Origin of the sequence: Odoribacter sp. N15.MGS-14, from assembly GCF_000980245.1 — a bacterium.
Taxonomy (GTDB): domain Bacteria; phylum Bacteroidota; class Bacteroidia; order Bacteroidales; family Marinifilaceae; genus Odoribacter; species Odoribacter splanchnicus.
Genome location: NZ_LARE01000017.1, coordinates 1 through 25,895, shown reverse-complemented (window position 1 = coordinate 25,895; position 25,895 = coordinate 1). Strand labels below are relative to the sequence as shown.

Genomic DNA, 25,895 nt, shown 5'->3' with positions numbered 1-25,895 from the left:
GAGCGCTCACGTTTGCGGAATTATCGCTTAAAATGTCTTTTTTATTACAAATTATTACTTTATCGTATTTTTTGTTTTTTTTAATAGAATCCTTCTTCTTTTTTTTTCCCTTTACGTATGACTCTAAAAATGGATACGCATGAATAGAATACTACTCTTTTTCTGTTTACTTTTCGGGTTATACTCCTGTCACACCCCAAGTACGACAAAAACACCACCGGCTAACATTGTCTCCGAATTCAGGATAACGTCTACTCAGGTCGGAGCCATCCGAAAGGGTATGACGATAAAAGAATTGTATGCAGCTCTACCGGAAGACCGGATCAAAAAACTGAAAACCCGTACCGAGTTATCCAACGAGACTGCCGACTATTACTATATCTATGGCGATAGTTCCCGTTTACTCCTCATTGTCAATACCGAACGGCAAAACGACGAACGTTCGCGTATTTCCCGAATCATCGTAAAAGATAAACGTTTCCAGACAGCCTCGGGAATCGGACTGGCTTCCACCGTAGGAACAATCAGAACGGCTTATCCTCATAGTCAGTTTCTACCTTCGGTAGATGAAATCATCCTATATGTCCCGGAAATAGATGCCAATTTCGAAATAAACAAACGACTCCTCCCTCCTTCACTAGCCATCGACTCGACCGGAGAGATCGCCCCCGACAGTATACCCGCCCAAACCAAAGTAACCGACCTGTCTATCTTTTGGGATTACAGTATTAAAAATCTGGCCGACAAAACCTTCTGGAAAGACCTGACTCACCGGTTTACCAATTGGGTAATCACCCAAGTACCTTCTATAATCATCCTCACTCTCATTTTTATCGGCTTATTACGACTACTCAATTATATCGTCAAAAAATTAAATAAAGCGGCCAAACGACGGGTACACCTCAATGAAAATATCGACGACGCAGAAGGCAACAAAAGAATAGAGACCTTATCCGGTATTATCTTAGGGGTTGGAAAAATATTCTTATGGACCATATTCGTGCTGATCATGCTGAGTAAGTTCAACATCAATATCGGTCCGATCCTCGCCAGTGCCGGAATCGTCGGATTGGCAGTAGGTTTCGGTGCCCAGGAATTAGTCCGGGACTTTATCTCGGGATTCTTTATCCTATTGGAGGATCAAATCCGGACAGGAGACGTGGCGATCATCAACGGTACGACAGGAACCGTAGAGAAAATAGAGATGCGAACGACGACCTTACGGGACGCTTCGGGGGTCGTTCACATTTTTCAAAACGGTAAAATCAACTCCTTATCGAATATGACCAAAGGCTGGTCGGCAATAGTAGTCGATATCGGCGTAGCTTACAAAGAAGACACGGACCATGTCAACGAAATAATGAAACAAGTGGGTGACGAACTCATGAAAGACGCTGCCTGGCAATCGATCCTTATGGGGGTAGATTTATGGGGAGTAGATAGTTTCGGCGACAGTTCCGTGATTCTGAAAGTAAAACTGACGACTAAATCAGGACAGCAGTGGGCAGCCAGCCGGGAATTCCGCCGCCGGATCAAAAAAGCTTTCGACGCCCAGCACATCGAAATCCCATTTCCACAAGTCAGCCTGAACACCGGCTCCGGAACAGGGGCTATGCCGGTGAAAATAGAAAGTTAAAAAGCGATAAGCTATAAGCTAAAAGCTTATTTTTGTTTTACCATACAGCTTAGCTTATAACTTTTAACCTATTTAGTTGATTTATGGCTCGTTTTTTAAAAGATAAACAAAAATCCAAGGGAGCTGCTCCTGGTTCACTGATCTTTATCGGCCGGCAAAAGATGGATTACAGCTGCATTCGGGTGACCCAGTACAATGCCGAATATGTCAAAGAAGGGGAAGTGAAAGCTTTGGATAAGATTTCCGAATACCTTTCCGACGACCATGTGGTCTGGATTTCCGTGCGCGGCTTACAGGATACCAACCTGATCGGCAAACTCGGAAAGAAATTCGACATCAGTGCCCTGATCCTGGAAGACATCCTGAATACGGACGAACGTCCCAAATTTATCGAAGACGACAAGCATTTGTTCGTTATCCTGAAATCCCTGAATTTCAACCGAGAACTCCGTAAGGTTCAGATCGATCAGATCTCGTTGATTGTCGGGAAAAATTACCTGATTTCCATTCAGGAAACGGATAACGAGTATTTCGAAGATGTCTCGAAAAGAATATATGCCGGACAAGGAAAAATCAGAAGTTTATCCTCCGATTATCTCTGCTATGCGATGATCGATACCTTGGTCGATAATTATATATTGAATATCGAAAAATTAGGTAATGTGATCGAGGAACAGGAAAAATTATTGCTCACATCAGGGAAGGAGCTTGTCGAGAATATTTACCACTATAAGACCGAATTATCTTATGTCCGGAATAATGTCCGTCCTGTAAAAGAGCTCATGACCCGTTTCGTCACCTGCGATTCCGACTTGATCAACGATCATACTTACAGCTATCTGCGCGATCTGGAAGGTTTGGTTACCCAAGCCCTGGAAGCTATCGAAATCTACTACACCATGCTTTCCGACCAACAAAACAGCTACAATGCTACAATCAGTAATAACGTCAACGACGTCATGAAAGTGCTGACGATCTTTTCAGCTATTTTCATCCCCCTCACCTTTATCGTAGGAGTTTACGGAATGAATTTCGACTATATCCCTTTCCTCAGATACCGCTATGCCTATTTTATCCTGTGGGGGATCATGATCGCTATCGTCATCCTGATGCTATTTTTCTTCAAACGGAAAAGATGGTTTTGACAGCCATTTCTTTTCAATATACAATTAACAAGAGGTTACAAGGCTTAGGGATAAACTTCTGAACCCCTTTTCACCTTTGTAACCTCTGTAACTAAAAAAACCGGATACGTTGTTTCGTTCGTATTATTTCTTAAGATTGAACTTCTTTCCGGCAAACACAGCATCTTCACCCAATTCTTCTTCAATACGCAGAAGCTGATTGTATTTCGCCATACGGTCGGAACGGCTCATCGAACCGGTTTTAATCTGACCGGAATTTGTTGCGACGGCAATATCTGCAATGGTAGCATCTTCTGTTTCACCCGAACGATGGGACGTCACGGTCGTATACCCTGCACGCTGAGCCATTTCTATAGCATCCAGTGTTTCGGTTAGCGTTCCGATCTGGTTCACTTTAATTAAGATCGAATTGGCACATCCTAATTCGATCCCTTTCTTGAGGTATTCGACATTAGTCACAAACAGATCGTCTCCAACCAACTGGCAACGATCACCGATTTTTGCAGTCAGCATTTCCCAGCCATCCCAATCATTTTCAGCCATACCGTCTTCAATTGAATCGATCGGGTATTTATCGATCAACTCTTCCAGATAAAGTACCTGCTCGGTAGAAGTACGTTTCGCTCCATTCGGCCCTTCAAAAATGGAATAATCGTAAATGTCGTTTTTATAGAACTCCGAAGAAGCACAGTCAAGTCCGATCATCACCTCTTCGCCTGGTTTGTAACCCGCTTTTTTAATAGCTTCGATAATAGATTCCAACGCATCTTCCGTACCTTTCAAGGTAGGTGCGAAACCACCTTCATCTCCTACAGCCGTACTCAATCCCCGATCATGCAATACTTTTTTGAGGGTATGGAAAATCTCTGCTCCCATCCGAACAGCTTCCCGGAAGGTTTTCGCTCCCACCGGGCGAATCATAAATTCCTGAAAAGCAATAGGAGAATCGGAATGGGAACCTCCGTTGATAATATTCATCATCGGCACAGGCAATACTTTTGCATTGCATCCGCCGATATAGCGGTATAAAGGAATTTCCAAAGCGCCGGCTGCAGCTTTTGCACAAGCCAAAGATACGCCCAACATGGCATTGGCTCCTAAATTGGATTTTGTCTTCGTGCCGTCCAGATCGATCAACAACCGGTCGATTGCTGCCTGGTCGGTAACATCGAATCCCAGCAAAGCATCGGCAATCACTGTATTGACATTATTGACAGCATTCAATACACCCTTCCCCTGATAACGGGATTTATCCCCATCGCGCAATTCCAAAGCTTCATGTTCGCCTGTCGACGCTCCCGAAGGAACAGCTGCACGCCCCATCACTCCGTTTTCCAGAGTTACATCTACTTCTACTGTCGGATTCCCGCGGGAATCTAATATTTCGCGACCTGTAATATCTACAATATGTGTCATCGTTTTGTCGTAATTTTAAATTATACATTCTATTTTGCTGACACAAGTTACGACAAAAGAATGAAGAATGAAGAATAAAAAATGAAGAATTAACTTTCATTTATAAAATTTACATAAAACATAAACTGTATCTATTACGTGATTATTTCAGTCTATAAAATCCGGTAAATTGTCGATTATTTTATCAAATAAAGAAGGAAGCTTATATCTTTGCAAAAAATAATCTAAAAGATATGAAAAAGATCCCGGTTACCTTATTTATAGTCTCGGCTTTACTTTTCATCCTCCCGGAAAAAACAGAAGCACAGAGCCTGAAAGACATCCTAAAATCAGAAACAGCACAAAAAGTCATCGATGCCGTAAAGGAAGCGACAGCACTCAAATTCGAAGACTTGCAGGGGACCTGGCAATACAAAGGAGCAGCCTGCCAATTTAAAAGTGAGGAATTACTCCAAAAGGCAGGAGGTATAGCCCTGGGTGAAACAATGGAAGGCAAACTCGAAAAAGCTTATGAAAAAGCAGGAATCAGAACCGGCAATTTCTCATACACTTTCAACCATGATTCCACCTTTACCTGCCAAATAGGGAAAAAGGAATTGAAAGGTACCTATGCTTATGATAGCTCTAATCAAATTTTGACGTTAAGTTATTTCGGTTTATTAAACACCGAAGTACAACTATCGGGAAAGAAAGACGGCACGACTTTCCTCTTCAATGCCGACCGATTACTAAAACTGGTCACTTTACTGTCGGGTTATTCAAAGAGCAGTACTTTATCGGCTGTCAACAAAGTAGCCCAACAATACGACGGCATGATGCTCGGATTCGACCTGCAAAAATAACCGGGCATCGGCCACTATAGAAAATCCCTGACATCATACTTCCGGATGCAGTCTTCTTCATCCGTAGCGTATAAAAAACCTTTCTCTGCATCCAAAAAAGGATATTTAAGGGGATGGGAAAGTTTGAGTTGAAATTTAAAAGTCCCTTCCCAATCGAATACCTCCACCGAAAAGCCAAGTTTGCCCGGACGCCGCGGATCCTCGGGAAAAGCTCTGTAGGCAAAAACCGTTTTATCGGTACAATCGACTCCAGAATAATTTTCCCCGAATGACTCGGAAGAATTCAATAACGGCAATTCGTTACCCGTTGTCAGCCAACGGAAGTTTTGCATTTTTGAATCGTATAGTATTATCTGATTCATATTACGAAAGGCCACCGCTATTCTCCGGCGATCGGGCGACATCGCTTCATCCCCGAGAAAAAGCTGATCAAAATCCCGGATGTCGTCATAATCGGTATACCATACGCTATCTAAAACGGTAGCGGAAGCATAATTATAGCTCAACCAATACAAATTCTTACCTCCTACATGCGTCGTTCCCTGCATAGACAGAATCCGTATACTACCATCAGCATTTTTTCTAATATTCTGATTCGGTATAATATCATAAGGCCTTTCGGCACGGGAAATCCAAAACACCGAATCGTTCAAGACAAAAACCGGGCGGTATAAGAAATCGGCCATACCCCGATCCATAAATTTATATTGCTTTTCCCAACAAGGTTTACCTGCTGTTAAAGAACTTTCCAAATCGACGACTCCTATGAAATTTTGGGGAGCTTTCAACCACAGCCTCATTTTTCCCTTCCAGGGAGCTGCCCATATTTCCTGGCAGCTGATCACTTCATCATCTCCTCGTCCTTTTTCCAAAAAGGCTCCTAAAAACCGATAGGTATCCGCCTGATACACCCTCACTATTTTCTCCTCCTCCATATTCAGTATCACCAAAAAAGTATCGAGACGGCAGATACTCATCGGTATCAATTCCTGTATAGGTAATATTTCACCTTCCAAATCCAGCGTTTGTTCCGGACTTGCAGCTAAAACCACTTCGCTGTCGTTTTGCTGCTGCGTACAAGCGAAAAAAAATAAAAGCAAGAAAAAGAGAAAAGATTTTCATGGCTTTGTATTTAAAAAGAAAGGCGGATCTTCAGGATCCGCCTTCTATCTGAATTCCTGTAAAAGAATTATTCAGCCTTAGGAGCTTCCTCTGCAGGAGTTTCTGCTTTCGGAGCTTCTTCAACTACTGCAGCCCCGGTAGCTTCAGCTTTCTTAGCGCCTGAAGAACGACGGCGGCGGGTAGTTGTTTTCTTCACTTCCTGTTTAACTTCAGTATAAGTGGCATTGAAGTCTACCAATTCGATAATACAAGTCTCAGCGTTATCACCGATACGATTACCGGTACGCAGAATACGGGTATAACCTCCCGGACGATTCACGATTTTCGGTGCGACTTCGCTAAACAATTCGGTAACGGCTTCTTTCTGTCCGAGGTAACTAAATACAACACGGCGAGAATTGGTGTTATCGTTTTTACTTTTAGTGATCAGAGGCTCAACATATATTTTGAGCGCTTTAGCCTTAGGCACTGTCGTGCTGATTCTCTTGTTGAGAATCAAAGAAGCGGCCATATTGGACAACATGGCTTTCCGATGTGCACTGGTCCGGCTCAGATGATTAAATTTCTTCTTATGGTTCATGATGTTATTCCTTATCTAATTTATACTTTGTAACATCCATACCGAATTCGAGGTTGTTATTTTCCAACAGAGCTTCCAGTTCGGTCAGCGACTTCTTACCGAAGTTGCGGAATTTCAACAGGTCGTTCTTATTGAAGCGGCACAATTCCCCGAGTGTTTCTACTTCGGCAGCTTTCAGGCAGTTCAATGCACGCACTGACAAGTCCATATCGACTAATTTAGTCTTCAACAGCTGACGCATATGAAGCACTTCTTCGTCGAATTCCTCATTACCGTACTTGTCTTCAGATTCCAAAGAAATCTTTTCATCCGAGAACAACATAAAGTGATGAATCAGAATTTTCGCAGCCTCTTTCAAAGCATCGGTAGGAGCGATAGAGCCATCGGTTTCAATTTCAAACAACAACTTTTCATAGTCGGTTTTACCTTCTACACGATAGTTCTCAATTTCATATTTTACATTCCGGATCGGAGTATAAATGGCATCAATAGGGATAAATCCCGCTTCGGCCTCTGCCGGCATATTTTCTGTACTAGGAACATAACCGCGCCCTTTCTGGATCGTAATTTCCATCTGGAAATTAACAGAAGGGTCCATATGGCAGATGACGAGTTCAGTATTGAGCACCTCGAATCCTGTGAGGAATTTGTTGATATCCCCTGCCTTAAAAGCTTCCTGACCGTTGATCAGAACCGTCAGCTTCTCATCCTCTACATCTTCCACTTTTCTCTTGAACCGAACCTGCTTCAGATTCAGGATAATCTCGGTAACATCCTCGATCACCCCGGGGATGGTGGCAAACTCATGTTCTACACCATGTATTTTGATTCCGGTAATCGCGAAGCCTTCCAATGAAGACAGTAGGATTCTGCGTAACGGATTACCAATTGTGATTCCGTAACCTGGCTCTAACGGACGAAATTCGAATTTTCCGAATTTGTCTGTCGATTCGAGCATGATTACTTTGTCCGGTTTCTGGAAAGCTAATATTGCCATAAATATCTTTAATTTTTTTTACTTAGAATACAATTCTACGATTAACTGCTCTTTAATGTTTTCCGGAATATCGCTTCTTTCCGGCACGTTCAACAGTTTGCCACTCATAGAAGCTCCGTCCCATTCCAACCAGGAATATTTGCTGACACGGTTACTACGCAGGCTATCTGCTACCACTTCAAGAGCTTTGGATTTCTCACGTACTGCAACGACATCCCCAGCTTTAACAGCTGCTGAGGGAATGTTACAAACACCACCGTTCACCGTGATATGACGATGAGAAACCAATTGCCGTGCTGCAGCACGGGTAGGAGCAATACCTAAACGGTATACGACATTGTCCAGACGACATTCGAGCATCTGCAACAATACTTCACCGGTAACTCCTCCTGCACGTTCTGCTTTTTCAAACAGGATACGGAATTGTTTTTCCAGTAAACCATAGGTATATTTTGCTTTTTGTTTTTCTTTCAACTGAACACCATATTCAGAGATTTTTCTTCTGCGACGAGCCAAACCGTGCTGTCCTGACGGATAATTTCTCCGTTCCAGTGCCTTATCCGGTCCGTAAATAGGCTCACCGAACTTTCTTGCTATTTTAGACTTAGGTCCTGTATATCTAGCCATTTGTTTCTATTCTTTAAATTTACACAACATTCATAAGCTATAGGCTACAAGCTATAAGCTACAGGCTTTCGGCCTTTTCTTGCTTTTAGCATTTCGCTTTTAGCTTTTAGCTTTATTACACTCTTCTGCGTTTCGGAGGCCGGCAACCATTGTGTGGAAGCGGGGTAACATCGATGATTTCAGCTACTTCGATACCACTGGCGTGAATAGAACGAATGGCTGATTCACGGCCATTACCCGGACCGGAAACATATACTTTAGCTTTACGCATCCCCAGATCGAATGCGACCTTAGCGCAATCGGCAGCTGCCATCTGAGCTGCATACGGAGTGTTCTTTTTAGATCCTCTGAAACCCATCTTTCCGGCGGAAGACCATGAAATCACCTGACCAGTAGAATTGGTCAAAGAAATGATGATGTTGTTAAATGAGGAATGAACGTGTGCTTGTCCCACGGCTTCTACTTTAACCAGCCGCTTCTTGTTACTTGATGTAGACTTCTTTGCCATAATTCAACTCAATTATTTAGTTGCTTTTTTCTTGTTAGCAACAGTTTTCTTCTTACCCTTACGTGTACGGGCATTGTTCTTCGTGCTCTGTCCTCTTACGGGCAGTCCTAAACGGTGACGGATACCCCGGTAACAACCGATATCCATCAGTCGTTTGATGTTCATCTGAACGCTTGATCTCAACTCACCTTCGACTTTGTACTCTGTTCCAATGATTTTTCGTACAGCCCCGAGCTGGTCGTCGTTCCAGTCTTTCACCTTCAGGTCATAATCGATGCCGGCTTCACTCAGGATAGCACGTGCACTACTTCTACCTATACCATAGATATAGGTCAAGGCTATTTCTCCTCTTTTGTTTGAGGGTAAATCTACACCTACGATTCTTGCCATAAATCTTTTTTAATTTAACTAGATTAATGATTAACCCTGACGCATTTTAAACTTAGGGTTCTTTTTGTTAATGACGTACAAAACGCCTTTTCTTCTTACAATCTTGCAATCGTCATTACGTTTCTTGATTGACGCTCTTACCTTCATGGTCCTTTAATTTGAATTATTATGATTCATGATCTACGCATTACGATTTTCAATCAAAAGCCATACAGCTAAATCCGAAATCAAAAACCGTAAATCAAAAATTAAATTTTAGTTTTTGTATCTAAATGTAATTCTACCTTTTGTCAGGTCGTAAGGGGACATATCCACACGTACCCGGTCGCCAGGAAGTATCTTAATGTAATGCATACGCATCTTGCCGGAAATATGGGCTGTAATCACATGTCCATTTTCCAATTCTACCCGAAACATGGCATTCGACAATGCTTCTGTTATTACTCCATCCTGCTCTATTGACGGCTGTTTTGCCATAAACAATTAATTTATGATTTATGATTTACGATTTATGCAATACTTGCTCGACATATTCGAACGTAGACAAAATATCCGCACCATTCTTCCCTACGGCTACGGTATGCTCGAAATGAGCTGCCGGCTTTTTGTCCCTTGTCCGGATCGTCCATCCGTCGGCTTCCTGATAAATATGCCTTTTACCCAAATTGATCATCGGTTCGATAGCGATCACCATCCCTTCTTTCAGTTTTACCCCCTGCCCCTGACGGCCATAATTAGGCACCTGAGGCTCTTCGTGTAAATCGTGTCCTACTCCGTGTCCTACCATCTCCCTCACCACCGAATAACCTTCGGCCTCACAATGGGATTGCACTGCATGTCCTATATCTCCGGTCCGCATACCCGCAACAGCTTTTCCGATTCCTTTATAAAGGCTTTCTTTCGTCACCCGCAATAACTTCCGGATTTCTTCATCCACTTCCCCAACCTCGAAGGTATAGGCACTATCACCGTAAAAACCGTTCTTCAAAGTGCCACAATCGATGGAAACAATATCCCCCTCTTGTAAAACACATTTTTCAGAGGGAATACCGTGCACGACAACGTCATTTACAGAAATACAAAGCGTATTCGGAAAACCACCGTAACCCAAAAATCCGGGCTCTGCACCGTGGTCACGAATAAACTCCTCTGCAATACGATCGAGCTCTAATGTAGAAATCCCCGGACGAATATGCTTTGCCATCTCGCCCAGAGTCATCCCTACCAATCGGTTGCTTTCTCTTAACAGTTCAATCTCTTCTCCGGTTTTTACAAAAATCATGCCGCAAAATTACAAAAAATATTTCAAGTTTCTAAGTTGCTGAGTCACAAAGTTACTAAGTTTTTCTGAACTCAGTAACTTAGCAACTCATTCACTATTAATAGGCAGCCGGTCCACCGGGAGTCTTCCCTTTAATTCGTCCTGTTTTCATCAATCCGTCGTAATGACGCATCAACAAATGCGACTCGATCTGTTGTAGAGTATCCAAAACAACTCCGACCAAAATCAACAGGGAAGTACCGCCATAGAACTGAGCAAACTGTTGGTTCACTCCGGCAATGGTTGCAAAAGCCGGTAATATGGCAACTATTCCCAGGAATATAGATCCCGGTAAAGTAATCCGTGACATAATGGTATCCAGGAATTCCATTGTTTTCCGTCCGGGTTTCACACCGGGAATAAATCCACCGTTCTTCTTCATATCCTCGGACATCTGCATCGGATTAACCGTAATCGCCGTATAAAAATACGTAAATGCCACAATCAGGATAAAGAAAGTGAAGTTATACCAAAAACCGGTGAAATTAGAAAAAGCAGTTGCAAAACCGGATAACGATTCAGAAGCTGCATAATTCACAAAAGAAATCGGTAACAACATAATTGCCTGAGCAAAAATGATCGGCATAACCCCTGCAGCATTAATCTTCAGAGGGATATACTGACGTACTCCACCATATTGTTTGTTTCCGACAATACGTTTTGCATACTGTACAGGCACCTTACGGGTTCCTTGTACCAGCAGGATCGTACCGCAGAATACGAAAAACAGCAGAATAATCTCGATCAGGAATGCCACCAATCCGCCACCTTGCTGACTAACACGCGAAGTCAGTTCGGCAAAGAATGCAAACGGCAGACGGGCGATAATACCAATCATGATAATGATAGAAACACCGTTTCCAATACCTTTATCTGTAATTTTTTCACCCAACCACAAAACGAACATAGAGCCCGCAGCCAGGATAATTACGGAATAGATTGTAAAGAAAGCCCCTTTTATCAGAAAGAATTCGGGCTGAATCTGTGCATGCAAGTTGGTAAGATACGCAGAACCTTGTAATATCAGAATGATAATGGTCAGATAACGGGTAATCTGGTTGATTTTACGCCGTCCACTTTCCCCTTCACGCTGCATACGCTGAAAATAAGGAACCGCAATTCCCAGTAACTGAACTACGATAGAAGCAGAGATATAGGGCATAATTCCCAAGGCAAAGATCGAAGCATTCGAAAATGCACCTCCCGAAAACATATCCAGCAATCCCAGCACACCACTCGAAGTCTGCTGTTTTAAAGCGGCTAATCCGGCAGGGTCGATACCCGGTAGTACCACCTCTGTTCCAAGTCTGTAAACGAGAATCAACCCGAGTGTTGTCAGAATCCGGGTTTTCAATTCCTCAATTTTCCAAATGTTCTTTAATGTATCAAATAACTTCATAAGTTCTTTTATTTATAAGTTTATAAAGTTTATAAAGTTTAAAAGTTACAAAGTTAAAATTACCTTATGAACTTATGAACCTTATGAACTTTATAAACTCGTTTTGTTTTACAAAACGACTACAGAGCCACCGGCAGCCTCGATCGCAGCAATCGCTGACTTAGAGAATGCATTTGCTGTAATTTCAAGTTTAGCACTGATTGAGCCGTCACCCAAAACTTTCAACAATTCATTCTTATTGAGCAATCCGGCTGCAATCAGAATATCCCGATCGATTTTCTCCAGATTATCTCTTTCAGCTAAAGCCTGCAACATGCTTACATTGATAGCTTTATAGGCTACACGATTGATATTCTTAAAGCCGAATTTCGGTACACGTCTCTGCAGAGGCATCTGACCACCTTCAAAACCAATCTTCGTATGGTAACCCGATCTTGATTTAGCTCCTTTATGACCTCTTGTAGAAGTACCTCCTTTTCCGGAACCTTGTCCGCGACCAATTCTTTTTTCGTGATGAGTTGATCCGCAGGCCGGTTTTAAGCTACTTAAATCCATTTTATTTCGTTCTTAAAATGTTTATACTTATTTTACTTCTTCCACACGAACCAGATGGCTGATTTTTGCCACCATTCCCAGGATCTGCGGAGTAGCTTCTTTCTCAACACTGCTGTTGGTTTTCTTCAATCCCAAAGCCTGAATAGTGCCTACCTGAGTTTTATCGCTACCGATTTTACTTTTTACAAGTGTGATTTTAATCTTTGCCATGATCCTCAAATATTAACCGTTAAACACTTTATCCAGACTAATGCCTCTCTGAGCGGCAATCGTACGGGCATCACGCATTTCTTTCAATGCAGCTATCGTAGCTTTTACCAAATTGTGAGGGTTGGACGAACCTTTACTTTTAGCCAATACGTCGTGAATACCGGCACTTTCCAAAACAGCACGCATAGCACCTCCGGCTACCAGCCCGGTACCGGAAGAAGCGGGTTGCATATAAACCTCAGAACCGCTGAAACGAGCTACCTGCTCATGAGGAATAGTTCCTTTCAATACAGGTACTTTGATCAGGTTCTTTTTAGCAGCTTCGATTCCTTTAGAAATAGCTGTAGTCACCTCGTTTGCTTTTCCTAATCCCCAGCCTACGATTCCGTTTTCGTCACCTACCACAACGATAGCTGCGAAACTGAATGTACGACCTCCTTTTGTAACTTTGGTCACACGATTGATAGCTACCAATCTGTCCTTTAATTCCAAGTCAGTATTATTTACTTTTTGTTCCATTCTGCTAACTTATTAAAAATTAAGACCTCCGTTACGGGCAGCATCAGCTAATGCTTTTACTCTACCGTGATACAAATAACCGTTTCTGTCGAAAACAACAGCTTCGATACCGGCAGCTTTAGCTTTTTCTGCTACAGCAGCCCCTACGAAAGCAGCCTGTTCGGTCTTGTTGCCTTTCTTCTCAGCAATTTCCTTGCACAAAGATGAAACAGATAATAAAGTCTTACCTGCTTTATCGTCGATCAGCTGTACAGATATCTGCGCATTTGAACGATAAACGCTCATACGTGGACGTTCAGCTGTCCCGGAGACAATCTTCCGAATTCTCCGTTTTATTCTTAATCTTCTTTCTTCTTTCGTTAAAGCCATAACTTTTTACTTCCTTTAGTAATTAAACTTTAGCTGACTTACCTGCTTTCCGGCGAACCACTTCACCAACGAAGCGAATACCTTTACCCTTGTAAGGCTCAGGTTTACGGAAAGAACGGATTTTAGCAGCTACCTGACCGATCAACTGTTTGTCACAGCTTTCGAGCGTAATAATCGGGTTAGCACGTTTTTCAGTTACGGCTGTAACTTTCACCTCTGCCGGTAATTGCAAGAAGATAGAGTGAGAATATCCCAGTCCCAGTTCGAGAACCTGACCCTCAGCGTTAGCACGGAAACCAACACCTACTAATTCTTGTTTGATGGTATAACCTTCAGAAACACCTACAACCATATTATGAAGCAATGCACGGTACAGACCATGCTGTGCTTTGTGTTCTTTATCTTCTGTATGACGTGCTACATGCACTTCGTTCTCTTCAACGGTAACAGTCAGATCAGCACTTACCTGCTGAGAAAGTTGTCCTTTCGGACCTTTGACTGTGACGGTGTTATCAGGACTTACTGCTACAGTAACTCCTTGTGGTATATGAATCGGTAATTTCCCTATACGTGACATTTCTTCTTCACTTTAAAATTAATACACATAACACAATACTTCACCGCCTACATTCCGCTGGCGAGCTTCTTTGTCAGTCATCAATCCCATTGAGGTAGACAAAATGGCAATACCCAGTCCGTTCAATACACGTGGCATTTCTTCCACATTAGTGTACCGACGTAAACCCGGTTTTGACACACGTACCAGTGATTTGATAGCCGGTACTTTTGTCTCGGGATGATATTTCAATGCAATTTTGATATTGCTTCTTGCACCTTCCTGTTCGAACTTATAATTCAGGATATATCCTTTTTCTTTCAGGATTTTGGTCATTTCGAGTTTAATTTTAGAACCCGGGATTTCAACCACTTTATGACCAACACTTACCGCATTCCGAATGCGGGTAAGGAAATCTGCTATTGGATCTGTCATCTCTTTTCGTTTTTTTTAATATTACCAACTAGCCTTTTTAACTCCCGGTATCAACCCTTGTGAAGCCATTTCACGGAATTGGATACGGCTGATACCAAATTGTCTCATATAACCTCTGGGACGTCCAGTCAGTTTGCAACGGTTGTGCAAACGGATCGGATTCGAGTTTCTAGGCAGGAGACTCAGTGCAGCATAGTCACCTTCCTCTTTTAATTTTGCTCGTTTCGCAGCGTACTTTTCTACCAATTTTGCACGCTTCACCTCACGGGCTTTCATTGATTCTTTTGCCATTTCGCTTGTTTTTAGTTCTTTTTAAACGGTAATCCAAACTCTCTGAGCAGAGCAAAACCTTCTTCGTCGGTATTAGCCGAAGTCACAAATGTAATGTTCATACCCATGATTTTGTGAACGGAATCCATCACAATTTCAGGGAATATGATCTGCTCTTCAAGACCTAATGTATAGTTGCCTTTTCCGTCCAGCTTACTGTTGATCCCCTTGAAGTCGCGGATACGCGGCAGGGCACTACAGATCAATCTTTCCAGAAATTCGTACATACGTTCTTTCCGTAAAGTCACTTTCACACCGATCGGCATGCCTTTACGCAATTTGAAGTTAGATACGTCTTTTGTCGATTTACCTACAACAGCTTTCTGACCTGTTATCGCGGTAATCTCATTCAATGAAAACTCCAGGATCTTCTTATCCTGAATAGCTGAACCCACTCCCTGATTGATTACTATCTTCTCCAGCCGGGGAGCCTGCATAACTGACTTGTATCCGAATTCTTTCATTAAAGTCGGTACAATCTCTTCGTTATACTTTGTTTTAAGATTTGGTACGTATTTCATCTATTTAATTATAATTTTGATTCACGATTGACGATTTTACACACAATAGTCGACCGAAAAATCAGATTTTCAGGCGGCAAAGGTATAAAATATTTTGGATTATATCACTTCGTAAATCCCATTTTTATTCTTGCTTTACGATATTGATTTACGATCAGAGTGTTTTTTCACTATAATCGTAAATCCGGAATCGTAAATCAGGTCTTATTTCAGGATTTCTCCTGATTTTTTAGCATATCTCACCAAGTTACCTTTTTCGTCCTTTTTACGGCCGATACGGGTCGGTTTGTTGGTAGACGGATCGATCACGTTCAGGTTAGAGATGTGGATCGGAGCTTCTTGCTTGATGATACCACCCTGCGGATATTTAGCATTCGGTTTGGTATGTTTGCTGATCATGTTGATTCCCTCAACGATCGCTCTTTCCTTATCCGGAAAAACTTCCAGTACCTTTCCCTGTTTGCCTTTATCTTCCCCAGCGTTCACCTGTACTAAATCGCCTTTTTTAATATGAAATTTTCTATTCATCTCTTTACTTTTTTAATTGTCGAAAGTCCAAAAGTCAAGAGTTTAAAAATTCTCATTCCCGAACATTCGACTTTCTGACATTCGACATTTGACATTAAAGTACTTCGGGGGCTAACGAAACGATTTTCGTATAACCTTCACGAACTTCACGGGCTACAGGTCCGAAGATACGGGTTCCTCTCATTTCACCGGCATTGTTCAACAATACACAGGCATTGTCGTCAAAACGGATATAAGAACCATCGGGACGTCTGTATTCCTTGGTTACGCGTACAACCACAGCTTTGCTGACAGTACCCTTTTTAATTTCACCGCTAGGCAGGGCACTTTTTACAGCAACAACGATTTTATCGCCTACGCGTGCATATCTTTTCTTGGAACCTCCAAGAACACGGATACAAAGCACTTCTTTAGCACCGCTGTTGTCTGCTACTGTTAATCTGGTTTCCTGTTGTATCATGATTACTTCGCTCTTTCAATGATTTCAACTAATCTCCATCTCTTCATTTTACTTAAAGGACGGGTTTCCATAATTCTCACGGTATCACCGATATTACACTCATTCTTTTCATCATGAGCGGTGAACTTTTTGGTCTTTTTAATGAACTTACCGTAAATCGGGTGTTTCTCCTTAAAATGTACAGCAACGGTGATAGTTTTATCCATCTTATTGCTCAGTACCAGACCGATACGTTCTTTTCTAAGATTTCTTCCTTCCATTGCTTTACTTCTTTTCAGTTAATTCTCTCTTACGTATTTCTGTCATCATACGAGCGATGGTTTTACGGGCGGCACGAATCTGCATCGGGTTTTCCATCGGCGTAATGGTATGATTCATCGTCATCTTATTGAGGGCTGCTTTTTCAGTCTCTACCCGTTCAATAAGTTCAGCTGTGGTCATTTCAATAATTTCTGAATTTTTCATCTCTCTGACAAATTAATTTTTAAACTTAATAGCCGGAAGACTATTCTTCTGTATAATCACGTCTAACCACAAACTTTGTCGTAATAGGTAATTTCTGTGCTGCAAGACGTAAAGCCTCTTTTGCCACTGCATACGGAACACCGTCAGCCTCGAAAATAATTCTTCCCGGAGTTACAGGTGCTACGAATCCCTCTGGGTTACCTTTACCTTTACCCATACGTACCTCGGCAGGTTTTTTGGTAATCGGTTTATCGGGGAATATACGAATCCAAATCTGTCCCTGACGTTGCATGTAACGGGTTACTGCAACACGGGCAGCTTCTATCTGGCGTCCTTCGATCCATTTTTCTTCTAACGCCTTAATACCGAAAGATCCGAATGCAAGTTGATTACCTCTCTGGGCATTCCCCTTCATCCTACCTTTCTGGCTTCTTCTAAATTTAGTCCTTTTCGGCTGTAACATAGCTCTTCGTTTATTAAATTAAAAGACTACTTACTTTTTCTTCTTTCTGAAACCGCCTTTTTTCCCGTCAGCTTTACCAGCTGATGCAGGACGGCTGTTGTCACGGGTCTGGAGCAGTGAGTTCGGAACGAGTTCACGTTTTCCATAAACTTCACCTTTACAGATCCATACCTTGATACCTAACAGACCATAAGTGGTCAGGGCCTCTGCCTGTGCAAAATCGATGTCAGCACGGAAAGTGTGCAGTGGAGTCCTTCCTTCTTTGAACATCTCGGCACGTGCCATTTCAGCACCGTTCAGACGTCCTGAAATCAGGATCTTGATTCCCTCGGCACCCATTCTCATAGTTGAAGCGATTGCCATTTTGATAGCCCGGCGGTATGCTACACGGCCTTCCAACTGACGAGCTATGTTATTTCCAACGATCACAGCATCCAATTCCGGACGTTTGATCTCGAAGATATTGATCTGAACCTCTTTATCGGTAATTTTCTTCAGCTCTTCTTTCAGTTTATCCACTTCCTGACCACCTTTACCGATAATAATTCCCGGACGGGCGGTATTGATCGTGATAGTGATGAGCTTCAGCGTACGCTCGATAACGATTTTTGCGATTCCGGCTTTTGCAAGACGGGCATTCAGGTATTTACGGATTTTGTAATCTTCTACCAGTTTGTCACCGTAATTCTTGCCGCCGAACCAATTAGAATCCCATCCACGGATGATACCTAATCTATTGCTTATTGGATTACATTTTTGTCCCATGCTTTACTCTTTTACAGTGTTTTCAACAACGGCGGTTTTACTTCCCAACACGATAGTCACGTGATTGGATCTTTTACGGATTCTGTGAGCCCGTCCCTGTGGAGCCGGACGCAGTCTTTTCAGAATACCCGCACCATCCACAAAGATTTCTTTGATATACAAAGCAGCGTCGTCTACGCGCTGGCCTTCGTTTTTCACGCTCCAGTTTGCAATAGCTGAAAGTAAGAGTTTCTCCACTTTACGAGCAGCTTCTTTCGGACAAAATTTCAGTGTATCCAAAGCCCTCTGTACGTCCATACCCCGTACAAGGTCTGCCACCAATCTCATTTTCTGAGGTGATGAAGGACAATCATGCAGCACAGCGAAAGCCTTTGTTTTTCTGGCTTCCTTCATCTGATTTGCTTTTATTCTTTTTCTTGCACCCATTTTATACAATCTTCATTTGTTCAACATCATCACGCTATTATTTTTTCTTCTTGTCAGCGTGACCTCTAAATGTACGTGTCGGTGCAAATTCACCCAATTTATGACCAACCATATTTTCGGTCACATATACCGGGATAAATTTATTACCGTTGTGTACAGCTACTGTATGCCCTACGAAATCCGGAGAAATCATGGAGTAACGAGCCCAGGTCTTAACAACCGATTTCTTGTTGGTCTCATTCATTGCCAGGATTCTCTTTTCCAGCTTTACATCAATAAAAGGGCCTTTTTTTAACGAACGACTCATAACATCAAGTTTTAATCAGTTATTTTTTCCTTCTTTCAATAATATACTTCGAAGAAGCCTTCTTCGGTGCTCTGGTCTTCAAGCCCTTAGCCAACAAACCTTTTCTTGAACGGGGCAGACCTCCGGAAGCACGGCCTTCACCACCACCCATCGGGTGATCAACCGGGTTCATTACAACACCACGGACACGAGGACGACGGCCTAACCAGCGGGTACGCCCTGCTTTACCGGAACGTTCCAGAGAATGGTCAGGATTAGATACAGTACCTACGGTTGCTTTACAGGTAACCAGCACCATACGGATCTCACCTGAAGGCAATTTGATAGAAGCATATTTTCCTTCTCTTGCAACTAACTGAGCATAAGAACCGGCACTACGGGCCATTACAGCTCCTTGTCCCGGACGTAACTCAATGTTATGTATGATTGTACCCAATGGGATTTCAGACAAATACAGCGTATTCCCGATTTCAGGAGCGACTCCTTTACCGCTCTCGATGGTCTGACCGACAGTCAAACCGATCGGGGCAACGATATAACGTTTTTCACCATCTGCATACACTAACAGGGCAATACGGGCCGTGCGGTTCGGATCGTATTCGATACTTGCTACTTTAGCAGGTATATTTTCCTTCTCGCGTTTGAAGTCGATTACTCTGTATTTGCGTTTATGACCACCACCTATATATCTCATTGTCATCTTACCGGTGTTATTACGACCTCCGGTTTTGCTGTAGGGTCTCAACAATGATTTCTCAGGTCTATCTGTAGTCACCTGTTCGAAAGTATTCACTACCTTTCCTCTTTGTCCAGGCGTTACAGGATTTAATTTTCTTACAGCCATCTTATTTAAATATTGCTAAAAAAATCAATACTATCACCTTCTGCTAAAGTCACAATTGCTTTCTTGAACGAGTTGGTACGTCCGCTGATTACACCGGCCTTGGTATAACGGGATTTAGCCGTTCCCTGATAACGCTGGGTATTTACAGCCAATACGTTCACTCCATACATGGCTTCAACTGCTTTCTTTATCTCAATCTTATTTGCCTCTTTTGCTACGATAAAAGCTACTTTACGCTGTTTATCGGTGAGAGCTGTCATCTTTTCCGTTAAAACGGGCTTAATAATAATTTCCATCTCTTCTTGGTTTAGTTAAGATTGAACATTTCGTTAAGGCCCTCTACAGAACTTTCAACTAAAACAAGGTTTTTAGCCTTCATTACGTTGTAAGTTGCGATGTCGCTAACTCTCATCACTTCCACATTCTGCAAGTTACGGGCAGACAGAAGTACATTTTCGTTCACACCGTTACCCAATACCAACAACAGACGACCGTTGTTTACCTGCAGGTTGTTCATCAAAGCAACCATTTGTTTGGTCTTCGGAGCTTCGAAGGTGAAGTCTTCAACGACTTTTACAGCATTTGCACTTGCTTTTACAGCCAAAGCTGATTTACGAGCCAATTTTTTCAATTTCTTGTTCAGTTTGAAGCTGTAATCTCTCGGTACGGGACCAAAAATACGACCTCCTCCTCTGAACTCAGGGTTCTTAATACTACCTGCACGAGCACCTCCGGTACCTTTTTGCTTTTTCAGCTTTTTGGTACTTCCGGAAATTTCATTCCGCTGTTTTGACTTGTGAGTACCCTGACGGTTGTTGGCCAGGAACTGTTTTACGTCAAGGTAGATAGCGTGCTCATTAGGCTGAATTCCAAAAATAGCGTCATCCAACACTATCTTTCTGCCGGTTTCCTGTCCGGCAATGTTTAGTACACTTAACTCCATTACTTCTGAATAATTACGTATGAACCTTTAGATCCGGGAACAGATCCCTTCACCAACAACAAATTATTTTCAGGAATTACCTTCAAAACTTCCAAGTTCTCTACAGTAACCCGGTCTCCGCCCATACGGCCACCCATACGCATTCCTTTGAAAACACGTGCCGGAGTAGAACATGCTCCGATAGATCCCGGTTTTCTCAGACGGTTATGCTGACCGTGGGTAGCTTGTCCTACTCCACCGAAACCGTGACGTTTCACAACGCCCTGGTAACCTTTACCTTTAGAGGTACCGACGATATCGACATAGGCAGTACCTTCCAGTATGGTCACGTCGATTACATCTCCCAACTTGTGTTCTTCGGCAAATCCTGCAAACTCAACGAGTTTACGTTTCGGAGTTGTGCCAGCCTTCTTAAAATGTCCACTTAGCTGCTTCGTTGTGTGTTTTTCTTTTTTCTCATCAAAACCCAACTGAAGTGCTTCGTAACCGTCTTTTTCTATGGTTTTCACCTGAGTTACGACACATGGACCGCATTCAATAACAGTGCATGGGATACTTTTCCCCTCAACACTGAAAACGGAAGTCATTCCGACTTTTTTTCCAATTAAACCTGGTAATTTCATTTCTTTTTTAATAGGTTAATTCTTCATTTTAACGACATAGGGTTTCGCCGTTAACTACACTTTAATCTCAACTTCAACACCACTGGGTAATTCAAGTTTCATCAGCGCATCGATGGTACCTGTAGTAGAACTATAGATATCAATCAGACGTTTGAAAGTACATAATAAAAATTGTTCACGGCTCTTCTTATTTACGAAAGTAGAGCGGTTAACAGTAAATACTCCTTTGTGGGTAGGAAGTGGAATCGGACCACTAACCACTGCACCTGTAGCCTTCACTGTCTTAACAATCTTTTCAGCCGACTTGTCTACCAAGTTGTGATCGTAAGATTTCAACTTAATTCTGATTTTTTGGCTCATGTTTTTTGTTTATTATATTTAAGCGGTCGGAAAGGCCAGAGACCTCTCCGACATTAATTTTTAGATTAAATCCACACGTCCGTTCGCTTTTTCAACCACCTCTCTCGCAATATTCTTCGGAACTTCGGCATAGTGATCGAATTCCATAGAAGAACTTGCACGTCCGGATGACAGGGTACGTAATACAGTCACATAACCGAATTGTTCTGCCAAAGGAACTTTTGCCGTAATCACACGGGCACCGACACGGGAATCCATCGATTCTACCTGTCCCCGGCGACGGTTCAAGTCAGCGATGATGTCACCCATAAAGTCTTCGGGAGTAACTACTTCCAGCTTCATAATCGGTTCCAGCAATACCGGTTTTGCTTTCTGAGCAGCTTCTTTATAACCGATTTTAGCAGCCATTTCGAACGACAACGCATCAGAATCAACAGGGTGGAAAGAACCATCGATCAAAGTGATCTTCAAAGCTTCCAAAGCATAACCTGCCAGAACACCGTTCTGCATCGCTTCTTTGAACCCTTTTTCTACAGACGGGATAAATTCCTTCGGAATATTACCACCTTTCACTTCGTTCACAAAAGTCAAGCCCTCTTTACCTTCCTCTGCAGGTTCCATACGGAAAATAATATCTGCAAACTTACCACGACCACCGGACTGTTTTTTGAACACATGACGATGATCCACAGGTACAGTAATCGCTTCTTTGTAAGATACCTGAGGAGCTCCCTGGTTACATTCTACTTTAAATTCACGACGCAGACGGTCGAGGATAATATCCAGGTGAAGCTCACCCATACCGCTGATTACGGTCTGGCCTGAATCTTCATCAGTCTTCACGCGGAAGGTCGGGTCTTCTTCAGCCAATTTAGCCAAAGCCATACCTAATTTATCCGTATCTTTCTGAGTCAGCGGTTCGATAGCGATACCGATCACAGGTTCCGGGAAAGTCATACTCTCCAGTACGATCGGTTTATCTTCAGAACACAAGGTATCTCCGGTACGGATATCTTTGAAACCTACGCAAGCGCAGATATCTCCGGCTTCCAGTACTTCTTTCGGCTGTTGCTTGTTAGAGTGCATCTGGAACAGACGGGAAATACGTTCTTTTTTATCGGTACGCGGGTTATAAACATACGAACCGGCTTCGATCTTACCAGAATAAATACGGGTATAGCACAAACGGCCGACAAACGGGTCGGTAGCGATCTTAAATGCCAGTGCCGACAGCGGAGCCTCCGGATCTACAGGGAAATGTACATCTTCTCCTGTCCGGGGATCAGTACCTTTACTGTTCGGAATATCCAACGGGTTCGGCAAATAAGCGATCACAGCATCCAACAGGTTCTGCACGCCTTTATTTTTGAAAGAAGAACCGCACATCACCGGACAGAAGTCCATGGCGATCACAGCCTTCCGAATCACTGCTTTCAGGTCTTCGACTGTGATAGAGTCCGGATCTTCAAAGAAACGTTCCATCAAAGCTTCGTCCTGCACAGCAGCAGCTTCTACCAATTTCTCTCTCCATTCCTGAGCTTCAGCCATCATATTTTCGGGAATTTCTTTCACGGTAGCTTCCATAGCACCGTTTTCCCAAACATAAGCTTTCATTTCTACCAGGTCGATAATACCCTGATAGTTATCTTCCGCTCCGATCGGAAGTACCAAAGGAACCGGATTAGCACCTAATTTCTCTTTGATTTCACGAACTGCTTTGAAGAAATCGGCCCCGGAACGGTCCATTTTATTCACGAAAGCAATTCTCGGAACACCATATTTGTTTGCCTGACGCCATACGGTTTCAGACTGTGCTTCAACCCCACCTACTGCACAGAACAATGCAACCGCACCATCCAATACACGAAGAGAACGCTCTACTTCAACCGTGAAGTCAACGTGTCCCGGAGTGTCGATGATATTAATTTTATATTCGTTTCCCTGATATTTCCAGAAACAAGTGGTAGCAGCAGAAGTGATGGTAATACCTCTCTCCTGTTCCTGCACCATCCAGTCCATCGTTGCAGTACCATCATGCGTTTCCCCGATCTTATGGTTCACACCGGTGAAATACAGGATACGTTCGGTCGTTGTAGTCTTACCGGCATCGATGTGAGCCATGATACCGATATTTCTTGTGTAATGTAAATCTCTCTTAGCCATCTATTTTTCGCCTCTAAATTAAAATCTGAAATGTGCAAATGCCCGGTTAGCTTCAGCCATACGATGGGTATCTTCTTTCTTTTTGAAAGCAGCACCTTCTTCTTTGTAGGCAGCCATAATTTCAGCAGAAAGTTTTTCAGCCATGCTGTGTCCGCTTCTCTTGCGGGAGTAAAGGATCATATTTTTTACAGAGATCGCTCTTTTACGGGCCGGATTAATTTCAGTAGGCACCTGGAAAGTAGCACCACCGACACGGCGGCTCTTTACTTCTACCTGAGGAGTAATATTTTCCAATGCCTGCTTCCAGATCTCCAGAGCAGATTTCTCTTCTTTTTTTGCCATTTTTTCCTCAACGATATCCAGTGCGTCATAAAAGATTTTGAACGCAACAGTCTTTTTACCGTCCACCATCAGGTCATTAACAAACCTCGTCACCAGTACATCGTTGAATTTTGGATCCGGTAACAGGATTCTCTTCTTTGGTTTAGTCTTTCTCATTTCTTTTCGTTTACGAATTTGTTCGTCAAGCTGCCCTTTTTGGTCTTCAACGGTTTCCCAACCATTTACTCAACTGTTTTTCGGGAACGCTTCATAAACATAATTCCTGTTAATCACTAATTTTTATTTCTTGCCCTTTCCTTTAGCTGGAGCAGCAGCCTGACCCGGTTTCGGTCTTTTCGCACCATACTTAGAACGTCCCTGGCAACGTCCGGCAACACCGGCAGCATCCAAAGTACCACGAACCAAGTGGTAACGCACACCCGGAAGGTCTTTTACACGACCACCACGGATCAATACGATGGAGTGTTCCTGCAAATTGTGACCTTCTCCCGGAATATAAGCATTCACTTCTTTTCCGTTGGTCAATCTAACACGGGCAACCTTTCTCATGGCTGAGTTCGGTTTTTTCGGAGTGGTAGTGTAAACACGTACACAAACTCCTCTTCTCTGTGGGCAAGAATCCAAAGCAGGAGCTTTACTCTTGTCCTCGATCTTTACTCTTCCTTTTCTTACTAACTGTTGAATAGTAGGCATTTTACAAGTACTCTTTTAAAATTATTATACTTTTCTCCAAAATGGAGTGCAAATGTACTTACAATTCTAGTAACTACCAAATGTTCCTTCCAATTTTTTTTGTAAAAAAGATAAGATTGTCAGAAAGTTACCCAATCTGCTAAAGTTTATCGGGTCTCATTTTAAGAAGTTCAGGTGTCTTTATAAAGCCAAGCAGCCCAAACTTTGACATCCGGAAATTGTAACGAAGATACAGTGGCGTATAACAAGCAGCAAATAGATGAAACTTTACCTCAAAAGTCATCTATTTGCTGTAAGTTTTTCTGTAGTATTATATTTGTAAGTATTTATAAGCCCGGGATTAGGGTTTTTACCCTACCTACGGCGAGCATCAATTTGCCTGAGCAACTCCTTAACAGCAACCTCTAATTGCTGGTCACGACCGTCAATTACCTGATCGTAATCGTTACGTACTTTAAGGTCAGGCTCTAACTGTGTATTTTCAAGATACTTGCCATCCTTGGTACGATAGCCTACAACAGGAATACCGAAATACATAGAAGCATCCTGCAAGGTTTCCCAATTGACGGAAGTCATTGTACCAGGTACCGGCATGCCCACAATAGAACCGATACCTCGCTCGCGATAGACCCAAGGAGTACCATGGGCGTTGGAGTAGTTAGCTTCGCAGACAATCATGATGGAAGGCTTGTTGTAACGACGCGAGGGCATTTCGCAAGCTACGACACCGCGTACCACCTGATCTAAATACTTATTACCGCTAAATAGGATTTCGATATCTTCATGCAGACGGCCGCCACCATTATTGCGAGTGTCAATAACGATACCCTCTTTGAGATTGTATTTACCCAAAATGTCAGCATAAACGTCACGGTAACTATTGTCATCCATGCTTTCGATATGAACGTAGCCTAAGCGACCATTGGACAAACGATCTACTTCAGCAGCCCGGCTCTTGATCCAGCGTTTATATAGCAAAGTATTTTGTGCACTGGCGGAAATCGGTTTGATGACCTCTTCCCAACGCTCTTTAGT

39 protein-coding genes are annotated in these 25,895 nt (G+C 42.7%); 3 read left to right on the top strand and 36 right to left on the bottom strand.

All coding sequences use genetic code 11. From position 1 onward, the window contains the following. Window positions 1-139: 139 nt before the first annotated feature. A complete protein-coding gene (locus WS34_RS15450) occupies window positions 140-1,636 on the top strand; it encodes a mechanosensitive ion channel family protein (protein ID WP_022161091.1) in 1,497 nt (498 codons plus the stop codon). Between the two features lie 83 nt (window positions 1,637-1,719). Further along, window positions 1,720-2,781 (top strand): magnesium/cobalt transporter CorA, encoded by a 1,062-nt coding sequence (gene corA, locus WS34_RS05755; RefSeq protein ID WP_022161090.1) that lies wholly within the window; start codon window positions 1,720-1,722, stop codon window positions 2,779-2,781. A 123-nt stretch (window positions 2,782-2,904) separates the two neighbouring features. On the opposite strand, the gene eno is transcribed toward corA, so the two are convergent. Continuing rightward, window positions 2,905-4,197 (bottom strand): phosphopyruvate hydratase, encoded by a 1,293-nt coding sequence (eno, locus tag WS34_RS05750; protein WP_013612491.1) that lies wholly within the window; start codon window positions 4,195-4,197, stop codon window positions 2,905-2,907. A gap of 233 nt (window positions 4,198-4,430) precedes the next feature. On the opposite strand from eno, the gene WS34_RS05745 reads away from it, so the two are divergent. Then, on the top strand, window positions 4,431-5,039 hold the full coding sequence (locus WS34_RS05745) for a DUF4923 family protein (RefSeq protein WP_013612492.1): 609 nt from the start codon (window positions 4,431-4,433) through the stop codon (window positions 5,037-5,039). Between the two features lie 14 nt (window positions 5,040-5,053). Here the strand turns inward: WS34_RS05745 and WS34_RS05740 are convergent, their stop codons facing one another. From WS34_RS05740 to WS34_RS05570, 35 genes are all read right to left on the bottom strand, one after another. Next, window positions 5,054-6,091 (bottom strand): TolB-like 6-bladed beta-propeller domain-containing protein, encoded by a 1,038-nt coding sequence (locus WS34_RS05740; RefSeq protein ID WP_286693647.1) that lies wholly within the window; start codon window positions 6,089-6,091, stop codon window positions 5,054-5,056. A gap of 137 nt (window positions 6,092-6,228) precedes the next feature. After that, on the bottom strand, window positions 6,229-6,741 hold the full coding sequence (gene rplQ / locus WS34_RS05735) for a 50S ribosomal protein L17 (protein WP_013612495.1): 513 nt from the start codon (window positions 6,739-6,741) through the stop codon (window positions 6,229-6,231). Between the two features lie 4 nt (window positions 6,742-6,745). Continuing rightward, the gene (locus tag WS34_RS05730; RefSeq protein WP_013612496.1) at window positions 6,746-7,738 is read right to left on the bottom strand and encodes a DNA-directed RNA polymerase subunit alpha; all 993 of its coding nucleotides are present in this window, start codon (window positions 7,736-7,738) and stop codon (window positions 6,746-6,748) included. An 18-nt stretch (window positions 7,739-7,756) separates the two neighbouring features. Then, the gene (rpsD, locus tag WS34_RS05725) at window positions 7,757-8,365 is read right to left on the bottom strand and encodes a 30S ribosomal protein S4 (RefSeq protein ID WP_013612497.1); all 609 of its coding nucleotides are present in this window, start codon (window positions 8,363-8,365) and stop codon (window positions 7,757-7,759) included. Window positions 8,366-8,480: 115 nt separating this feature from the next. After that, window positions 8,481-8,873, bottom strand: a complete 393-nt coding sequence (gene rpsK, locus WS34_RS05720) for a 30S ribosomal protein S11 (protein WP_013612498.1) — start codon at window positions 8,871-8,873, stop codon at window positions 8,481-8,483. Between the two features lie 12 nt (window positions 8,874-8,885). Next, window positions 8,886-9,263, bottom strand: coding sequence for a 30S ribosomal protein S13 (gene rpsM, locus WS34_RS05715; protein WP_013612499.1), 378 nt, complete (start codon window positions 9,261-9,263; stop codon window positions 8,886-8,888). Between the two features lie 30 nt (window positions 9,264-9,293). Further along, the gene (rpmJ, locus tag WS34_RS05710) at window positions 9,294-9,410 is read right to left on the bottom strand and encodes a 50S ribosomal protein L36 (RefSeq protein WP_013612500.1); all 117 of its coding nucleotides are present in this window, start codon (window positions 9,408-9,410) and stop codon (window positions 9,294-9,296) included. Window positions 9,411-9,518: 108 nt separating this feature from the next. Beyond that, window positions 9,519-9,740, bottom strand: a complete 222-nt coding sequence (gene infA / locus WS34_RS05705) for a translation initiation factor IF-1 (RefSeq protein ID WP_013612501.1) — start codon at window positions 9,738-9,740, stop codon at window positions 9,519-9,521. Between the two features lie 25 nt (window positions 9,741-9,765). Further along, window positions 9,766-10,545 carry a type I methionyl aminopeptidase gene (gene map / locus WS34_RS05700; RefSeq protein WP_022161088.1) on the bottom strand — a complete coding sequence of 260 codons (780 nt, stop codon included), beginning with the start codon at window positions 10,543-10,545 and terminating at the stop codon, window positions 9,766-9,768. A 97-nt stretch (window positions 10,546-10,642) separates the two neighbouring features. Beyond that, window positions 10,643-11,983, bottom strand: a complete 1,341-nt coding sequence (gene secY / locus WS34_RS05695; protein ID WP_013612503.1) for a preprotein translocase subunit SecY — start codon at window positions 11,981-11,983, stop codon at window positions 10,643-10,645. Window positions 11,984-12,091: 108 nt separating this feature from the next. Then, on the bottom strand, window positions 12,092-12,538 hold the full coding sequence (gene rplO / locus WS34_RS05690; protein WP_013612504.1) for a 50S ribosomal protein L15: 447 nt from the start codon (window positions 12,536-12,538) through the stop codon (window positions 12,092-12,094). Window positions 12,539-12,565: 27 nt separating this feature from the next. Further along, complete coding sequence (rpmD, locus tag WS34_RS05685) at window positions 12,566-12,748, bottom strand: 50S ribosomal protein L30 (RefSeq protein ID WP_013612505.1); 183 nt, start codon at window positions 12,746-12,748, stop codon at window positions 12,566-12,568. 12 nt (window positions 12,749-12,760) lie between these two features. Continuing rightward, window positions 12,761-13,267: a 30S ribosomal protein S5 gene (gene rpsE / locus WS34_RS05680; protein WP_013612506.1), complete on the bottom strand. Its 507-nt coding sequence runs from the start codon at window positions 13,265-13,267 to the stop codon at window positions 12,761-12,763. Window positions 13,268-13,279: 12 nt separating this feature from the next. Beyond that, a complete protein-coding gene (rplR, locus tag WS34_RS05675; RefSeq protein WP_013612507.1) occupies window positions 13,280-13,636 on the bottom strand; it encodes a 50S ribosomal protein L18 in 357 nt (118 codons plus the stop codon). A gap of 22 nt (window positions 13,637-13,658) precedes the next feature. Beyond that, window positions 13,659-14,213, bottom strand: coding sequence for a 50S ribosomal protein L6 (gene rplF / locus WS34_RS05670; protein ID WP_013612508.1), 555 nt, complete (start codon window positions 14,211-14,213; stop codon window positions 13,659-13,661). An 18-nt stretch (window positions 14,214-14,231) separates the two neighbouring features. Continuing rightward, the gene (gene rpsH / locus WS34_RS05665) at window positions 14,232-14,627 is read right to left on the bottom strand and encodes a 30S ribosomal protein S8 (RefSeq protein ID WP_046403686.1); all 396 of its coding nucleotides are present in this window, start codon (window positions 14,625-14,627) and stop codon (window positions 14,232-14,234) included. A 21-nt stretch (window positions 14,628-14,648) separates the two neighbouring features. Then, window positions 14,649-14,918 (bottom strand): 30S ribosomal protein S14, encoded by a 270-nt coding sequence (rpsN, locus tag WS34_RS05660; RefSeq protein WP_013612510.1) that lies wholly within the window; start codon window positions 14,916-14,918, stop codon window positions 14,649-14,651. An 11-nt stretch (window positions 14,919-14,929) separates the two neighbouring features. Further along, window positions 14,930-15,478, bottom strand: a complete 549-nt coding sequence (rplE, locus tag WS34_RS05655) for a 50S ribosomal protein L5 (RefSeq protein ID WP_013612511.1) — start codon at window positions 15,476-15,478, stop codon at window positions 14,930-14,932. A gap of 204 nt (window positions 15,479-15,682) precedes the next feature. Beyond that, window positions 15,683-16,006 carry a 50S ribosomal protein L24 gene (gene rplX / locus WS34_RS05650; RefSeq protein WP_013612512.1) on the bottom strand — a complete coding sequence of 108 codons (324 nt, stop codon included), beginning with the start codon at window positions 16,004-16,006 and terminating at the stop codon, window positions 15,683-15,685. Window positions 16,007-16,100: 94 nt separating this feature from the next. Continuing rightward, a complete protein-coding gene (rplN, locus tag WS34_RS05645) occupies window positions 16,101-16,466 on the bottom strand; it encodes a 50S ribosomal protein L14 (RefSeq protein WP_013612513.1) in 366 nt (121 codons plus the stop codon). Window positions 16,467-16,468: 2 nt separating this feature from the next. Further along, the gene (rpsQ, locus tag WS34_RS05640; RefSeq protein WP_013612514.1) at window positions 16,469-16,726 is read right to left on the bottom strand and encodes a 30S ribosomal protein S17; all 258 of its coding nucleotides are present in this window, start codon (window positions 16,724-16,726) and stop codon (window positions 16,469-16,471) included. A 4-nt stretch (window positions 16,727-16,730) separates the two neighbouring features. Next, window positions 16,731-16,931 carry a 50S ribosomal protein L29 gene (gene rpmC, locus WS34_RS05635; protein WP_013612515.1) on the bottom strand — a complete coding sequence of 67 codons (201 nt, stop codon included), beginning with the start codon at window positions 16,929-16,931 and terminating at the stop codon, window positions 16,731-16,733. Window positions 16,932-16,971: 40 nt separating this feature from the next. Beyond that, a complete protein-coding gene (gene rplP / locus WS34_RS05630) occupies window positions 16,972-17,394 on the bottom strand; it encodes a 50S ribosomal protein L16 (RefSeq protein ID WP_013612516.1) in 423 nt (140 codons plus the stop codon). Window positions 17,395-17,424: 30 nt separating this feature from the next. Next, on the bottom strand, window positions 17,425-18,159 hold the full coding sequence (rpsC, locus tag WS34_RS05625; RefSeq protein WP_013612517.1) for a 30S ribosomal protein S3: 735 nt from the start codon (window positions 18,157-18,159) through the stop codon (window positions 17,425-17,427). A gap of 3 nt (window positions 18,160-18,162) precedes the next feature. Continuing rightward, window positions 18,163-18,585: a 50S ribosomal protein L22 gene (gene rplV / locus WS34_RS05620; protein WP_013612518.1), complete on the bottom strand. Its 423-nt coding sequence runs from the start codon at window positions 18,583-18,585 to the stop codon at window positions 18,163-18,165. Window positions 18,586-18,622: 37 nt separating this feature from the next. Then, complete coding sequence (rpsS, locus tag WS34_RS05615) at window positions 18,623-18,892, bottom strand: 30S ribosomal protein S19 (protein WP_013612519.1); 270 nt, start codon at window positions 18,890-18,892, stop codon at window positions 18,623-18,625. A gap of 19 nt (window positions 18,893-18,911) precedes the next feature. Continuing rightward, entirely contained in the window at window positions 18,912-19,736 is an 825-nt protein-coding gene (gene rplB, locus WS34_RS05610; protein WP_013612520.1) for a 50S ribosomal protein L2, read from the bottom strand. Between the two features lie 5 nt (window positions 19,737-19,741). Next, entirely contained in the window at window positions 19,742-20,032 is a 291-nt protein-coding gene (rplW, locus tag WS34_RS05605) for a 50S ribosomal protein L23 (protein ID WP_013612521.1), read from the bottom strand. An 11-nt stretch (window positions 20,033-20,043) separates the two neighbouring features. Then, the gene (rplD, locus tag WS34_RS05600) at window positions 20,044-20,679 is read right to left on the bottom strand and encodes a 50S ribosomal protein L4 (RefSeq protein WP_013612522.1); all 636 of its coding nucleotides are present in this window, start codon (window positions 20,677-20,679) and stop codon (window positions 20,044-20,046) included. Further along, window positions 20,679-21,302 carry a 50S ribosomal protein L3 gene (rplC, locus tag WS34_RS05595; protein ID WP_013612523.1) on the bottom strand — a complete coding sequence of 208 codons (624 nt, stop codon included), beginning with the start codon at window positions 21,300-21,302 and terminating at the stop codon, window positions 20,679-20,681. Before rplC ends, rplD begins: the two co-directional genes overlap by 1 nt. Window positions 21,303-21,356: 54 nt before the next feature. After that, complete coding sequence (gene rpsJ / locus WS34_RS05590) at window positions 21,357-21,662, bottom strand: 30S ribosomal protein S10 (protein WP_013612524.1); 306 nt, start codon at window positions 21,660-21,662, stop codon at window positions 21,357-21,359. 60 nt (window positions 21,663-21,722) lie between these two features. After that, entirely contained in the window at window positions 21,723-23,825 is a 2,103-nt protein-coding gene (fusA, locus tag WS34_RS05585) for an elongation factor G (RefSeq protein ID WP_046403683.1), read from the bottom strand. A gap of 18 nt (window positions 23,826-23,843) precedes the next feature. Next, entirely contained in the window at window positions 23,844-24,323 is a 480-nt protein-coding gene (gene rpsG, locus WS34_RS05580) for a 30S ribosomal protein S7 (RefSeq protein WP_013612526.1), read from the bottom strand. A gap of 123 nt (window positions 24,324-24,446) precedes the next feature. After that, a complete protein-coding gene (rpsL, locus tag WS34_RS05575; RefSeq protein ID WP_013612527.1) occupies window positions 24,447-24,860 on the bottom strand; it encodes a 30S ribosomal protein S12 in 414 nt (137 codons plus the stop codon). Between the two features lie 354 nt (window positions 24,861-25,214). After that, a partial coding sequence (locus tag WS34_RS05570; protein ID WP_046403680.1) for a S41 family peptidase occupies window positions 25,215-25,895 on the bottom strand: 681 nt, incomplete at its 5' end.

Coding starts and splice junctions, on each gene's coding strand:
- WS34_RS15450 (WP_022161091.1), top strand. CDS start 140: ATGAATAGAATACTACTCTTTTTCTGTTTACTTTTCGGGTTATACTCC.
- corA (WP_022161090.1), top strand. CDS start 1,720: ATGGCTCGTTTTTTAAAAGATAAACAAAAATCCAAGGGAGCTGCTCCT.
- eno (WP_013612491.1), bottom strand. CDS start 4,197: ATGACACATATTGTAGATATTACAGGTCGCGAAATATTAGATTCCCGC.
- WS34_RS05745 (WP_013612492.1), top strand. CDS start 4,431: ATGAAAAAGATCCCGGTTACCTTATTTATAGTCTCGGCTTTACTTTTC.
- rplQ (WP_013612495.1), bottom strand. CDS start 6,741: ATGAACCATAAGAAGAAATTTAATCATCTGAGCCGGACCAGTGCACAT.
- WS34_RS05730 (WP_013612496.1), bottom strand. CDS start 7,738: ATGGCAATATTAGCTTTCCAGAAACCGGACAAAGTAATCATGCTCGAA.
- rpsD (WP_013612497.1), bottom strand. CDS start 8,365: ATGGCTAGATATACAGGACCTAAGTCTAAAATAGCAAGAAAGTTCGGT.
- rpsK (WP_013612498.1), bottom strand. CDS start 8,873: ATGGCAAAGAAGTCTACATCAAGTAACAAGAAGCGGCTGGTTAAAGTA.
- rpsM (WP_013612499.1), bottom strand. CDS start 9,263: ATGGCAAGAATCGTAGGTGTAGATTTACCCTCAAACAAAAGAGGAGAA.
- rpmJ (WP_013612500.1), bottom strand. CDS start 9,410: ATGAAGGTAAGAGCGTCAATCAAGAAACGTAATGACGATTGCAAGATT.
- infA (WP_013612501.1), bottom strand. CDS start 9,740: ATGGCAAAACAGCCGTCAATAGAGCAGGATGGAGTAATAACAGAAGCA.
- map (WP_022161088.1), bottom strand. CDS start 10,545: ATGATTTTTGTAAAAACCGGAGAAGAGATTGAACTGTTAAGAGAAAGC.
- secY (WP_013612503.1), bottom strand. CDS start 11,983: ATGAAGTTATTTGATACATTAAAGAACATTTGGAAAATTGAGGAATTG.
- rplO (WP_013612504.1), bottom strand. CDS start 12,538: ATGGATTTAAGTAGCTTAAAACCGGCCTGCGGATCAACTCATCACGAA.
- rpmD (WP_013612505.1), bottom strand. CDS start 12,748: ATGGCAAAGATTAAAATCACACTTGTAAAAAGTAAAATCGGTAGCGAT.
- rpsE (WP_013612506.1), bottom strand. CDS start 13,267: ATGGAACAAAAAGTAAATAATACTGACTTGGAATTAAAGGACAGATTG.
- rplR (WP_013612507.1), bottom strand. CDS start 13,636: ATGGCTTTAACGAAAGAAGAAAGAAGATTAAGAATAAAACGGAGAATT.
- rplF (WP_013612508.1), bottom strand. CDS start 14,213: ATGTCACGTATAGGGAAATTACCGATTCATATACCACAAGGAGTTACT.
- rpsH (WP_046403686.1), bottom strand. CDS start 14,627: ATGACAGATCCAATAGCAGATTTCCTTACCCGCATTCGGAATGCGGTA.
- rpsN (WP_013612510.1), bottom strand. CDS start 14,918: ATGGCAAAAGAATCAATGAAAGCCCGTGAGGTGAAGCGTGCAAAATTG.
- rplE (WP_013612511.1), bottom strand. CDS start 15,478: ATGAAATACGTACCAAATCTTAAAACAAAGTATAACGAAGAGATTGTA.
- rplX (WP_013612512.1), bottom strand. CDS start 16,006: ATGAATAGAAAATTTCATATTAAAAAAGGCGATTTAGTACAGGTGAAC.
- rplN (WP_013612513.1), bottom strand. CDS start 16,466: ATGATACAACAGGAAACCAGATTAACAGTAGCAGACAACAGCGGTGCT.
- rpsQ (WP_013612514.1), bottom strand. CDS start 16,726: ATGGAAGGAAGAAATCTTAGAAAAGAACGTATCGGTCTGGTACTGAGC.
- rpmC (WP_013612515.1), bottom strand. CDS start 16,931: ATGAAAAATTCAGAAATTATTGAAATGACCACAGCTGAACTTATTGAA.
- rplP (WP_013612516.1), bottom strand. CDS start 17,394: ATGTTACAGCCGAAAAGGACTAAATTTAGAAGAAGCCAGAAAGGTAGG.
- rpsC (WP_013612517.1), bottom strand. CDS start 18,159: ATGGGACAAAAATGTAATCCAATAAGCAATAGATTAGGTATCATCCGT.
- rplV (WP_013612518.1), bottom strand. CDS start 18,585: ATGGGTGCAAGAAAAAGAATAAAAGCAAATCAGATGAAGGAAGCCAGA.
- rpsS (WP_013612519.1), bottom strand. CDS start 18,892: ATGAGTCGTTCGTTAAAAAAAGGCCCTTTTATTGATGTAAAGCTGGAA.
- rplB (WP_013612520.1), bottom strand. CDS start 19,736: ATGGCTGTAAGAAAATTAAATCCTGTAACGCCTGGACAAAGAGGAAAG.
- rplW (WP_013612521.1), bottom strand. CDS start 20,032: ATGGAAATTATTATTAAGCCCGTTTTAACGGAAAAGATGACAGCTCTC.
- rplD (WP_013612522.1), bottom strand. CDS start 20,679: ATGGAGTTAAGTGTACTAAACATTGCCGGACAGGAAACCGGCAGAAAG.
- rplC (WP_013612523.1), bottom strand. CDS start 21,302: ATGAAATTACCAGGTTTAATTGGAAAAAAAGTCGGAATGACTTCCGTT.
- rpsJ (WP_013612524.1), bottom strand. CDS start 21,662: ATGAGCCAAAAAATCAGAATTAAGTTGAAATCTTACGATCACAACTTG.
- fusA (WP_046403683.1), bottom strand. CDS start 23,825: ATGGCTAAGAGAGATTTACATTACACAAGAAATATCGGTATCATGGCT.
- rpsG (WP_013612526.1), bottom strand. CDS start 24,323: ATGAGAAAGACTAAACCAAAGAAGAGAATCCTGTTACCGGATCCAAAA.
- rpsL (WP_013612527.1), bottom strand. CDS start 24,860: ATGCCTACTATTCAACAGTTAGTAAGAAAAGGAAGAGTAAAGATCGAG.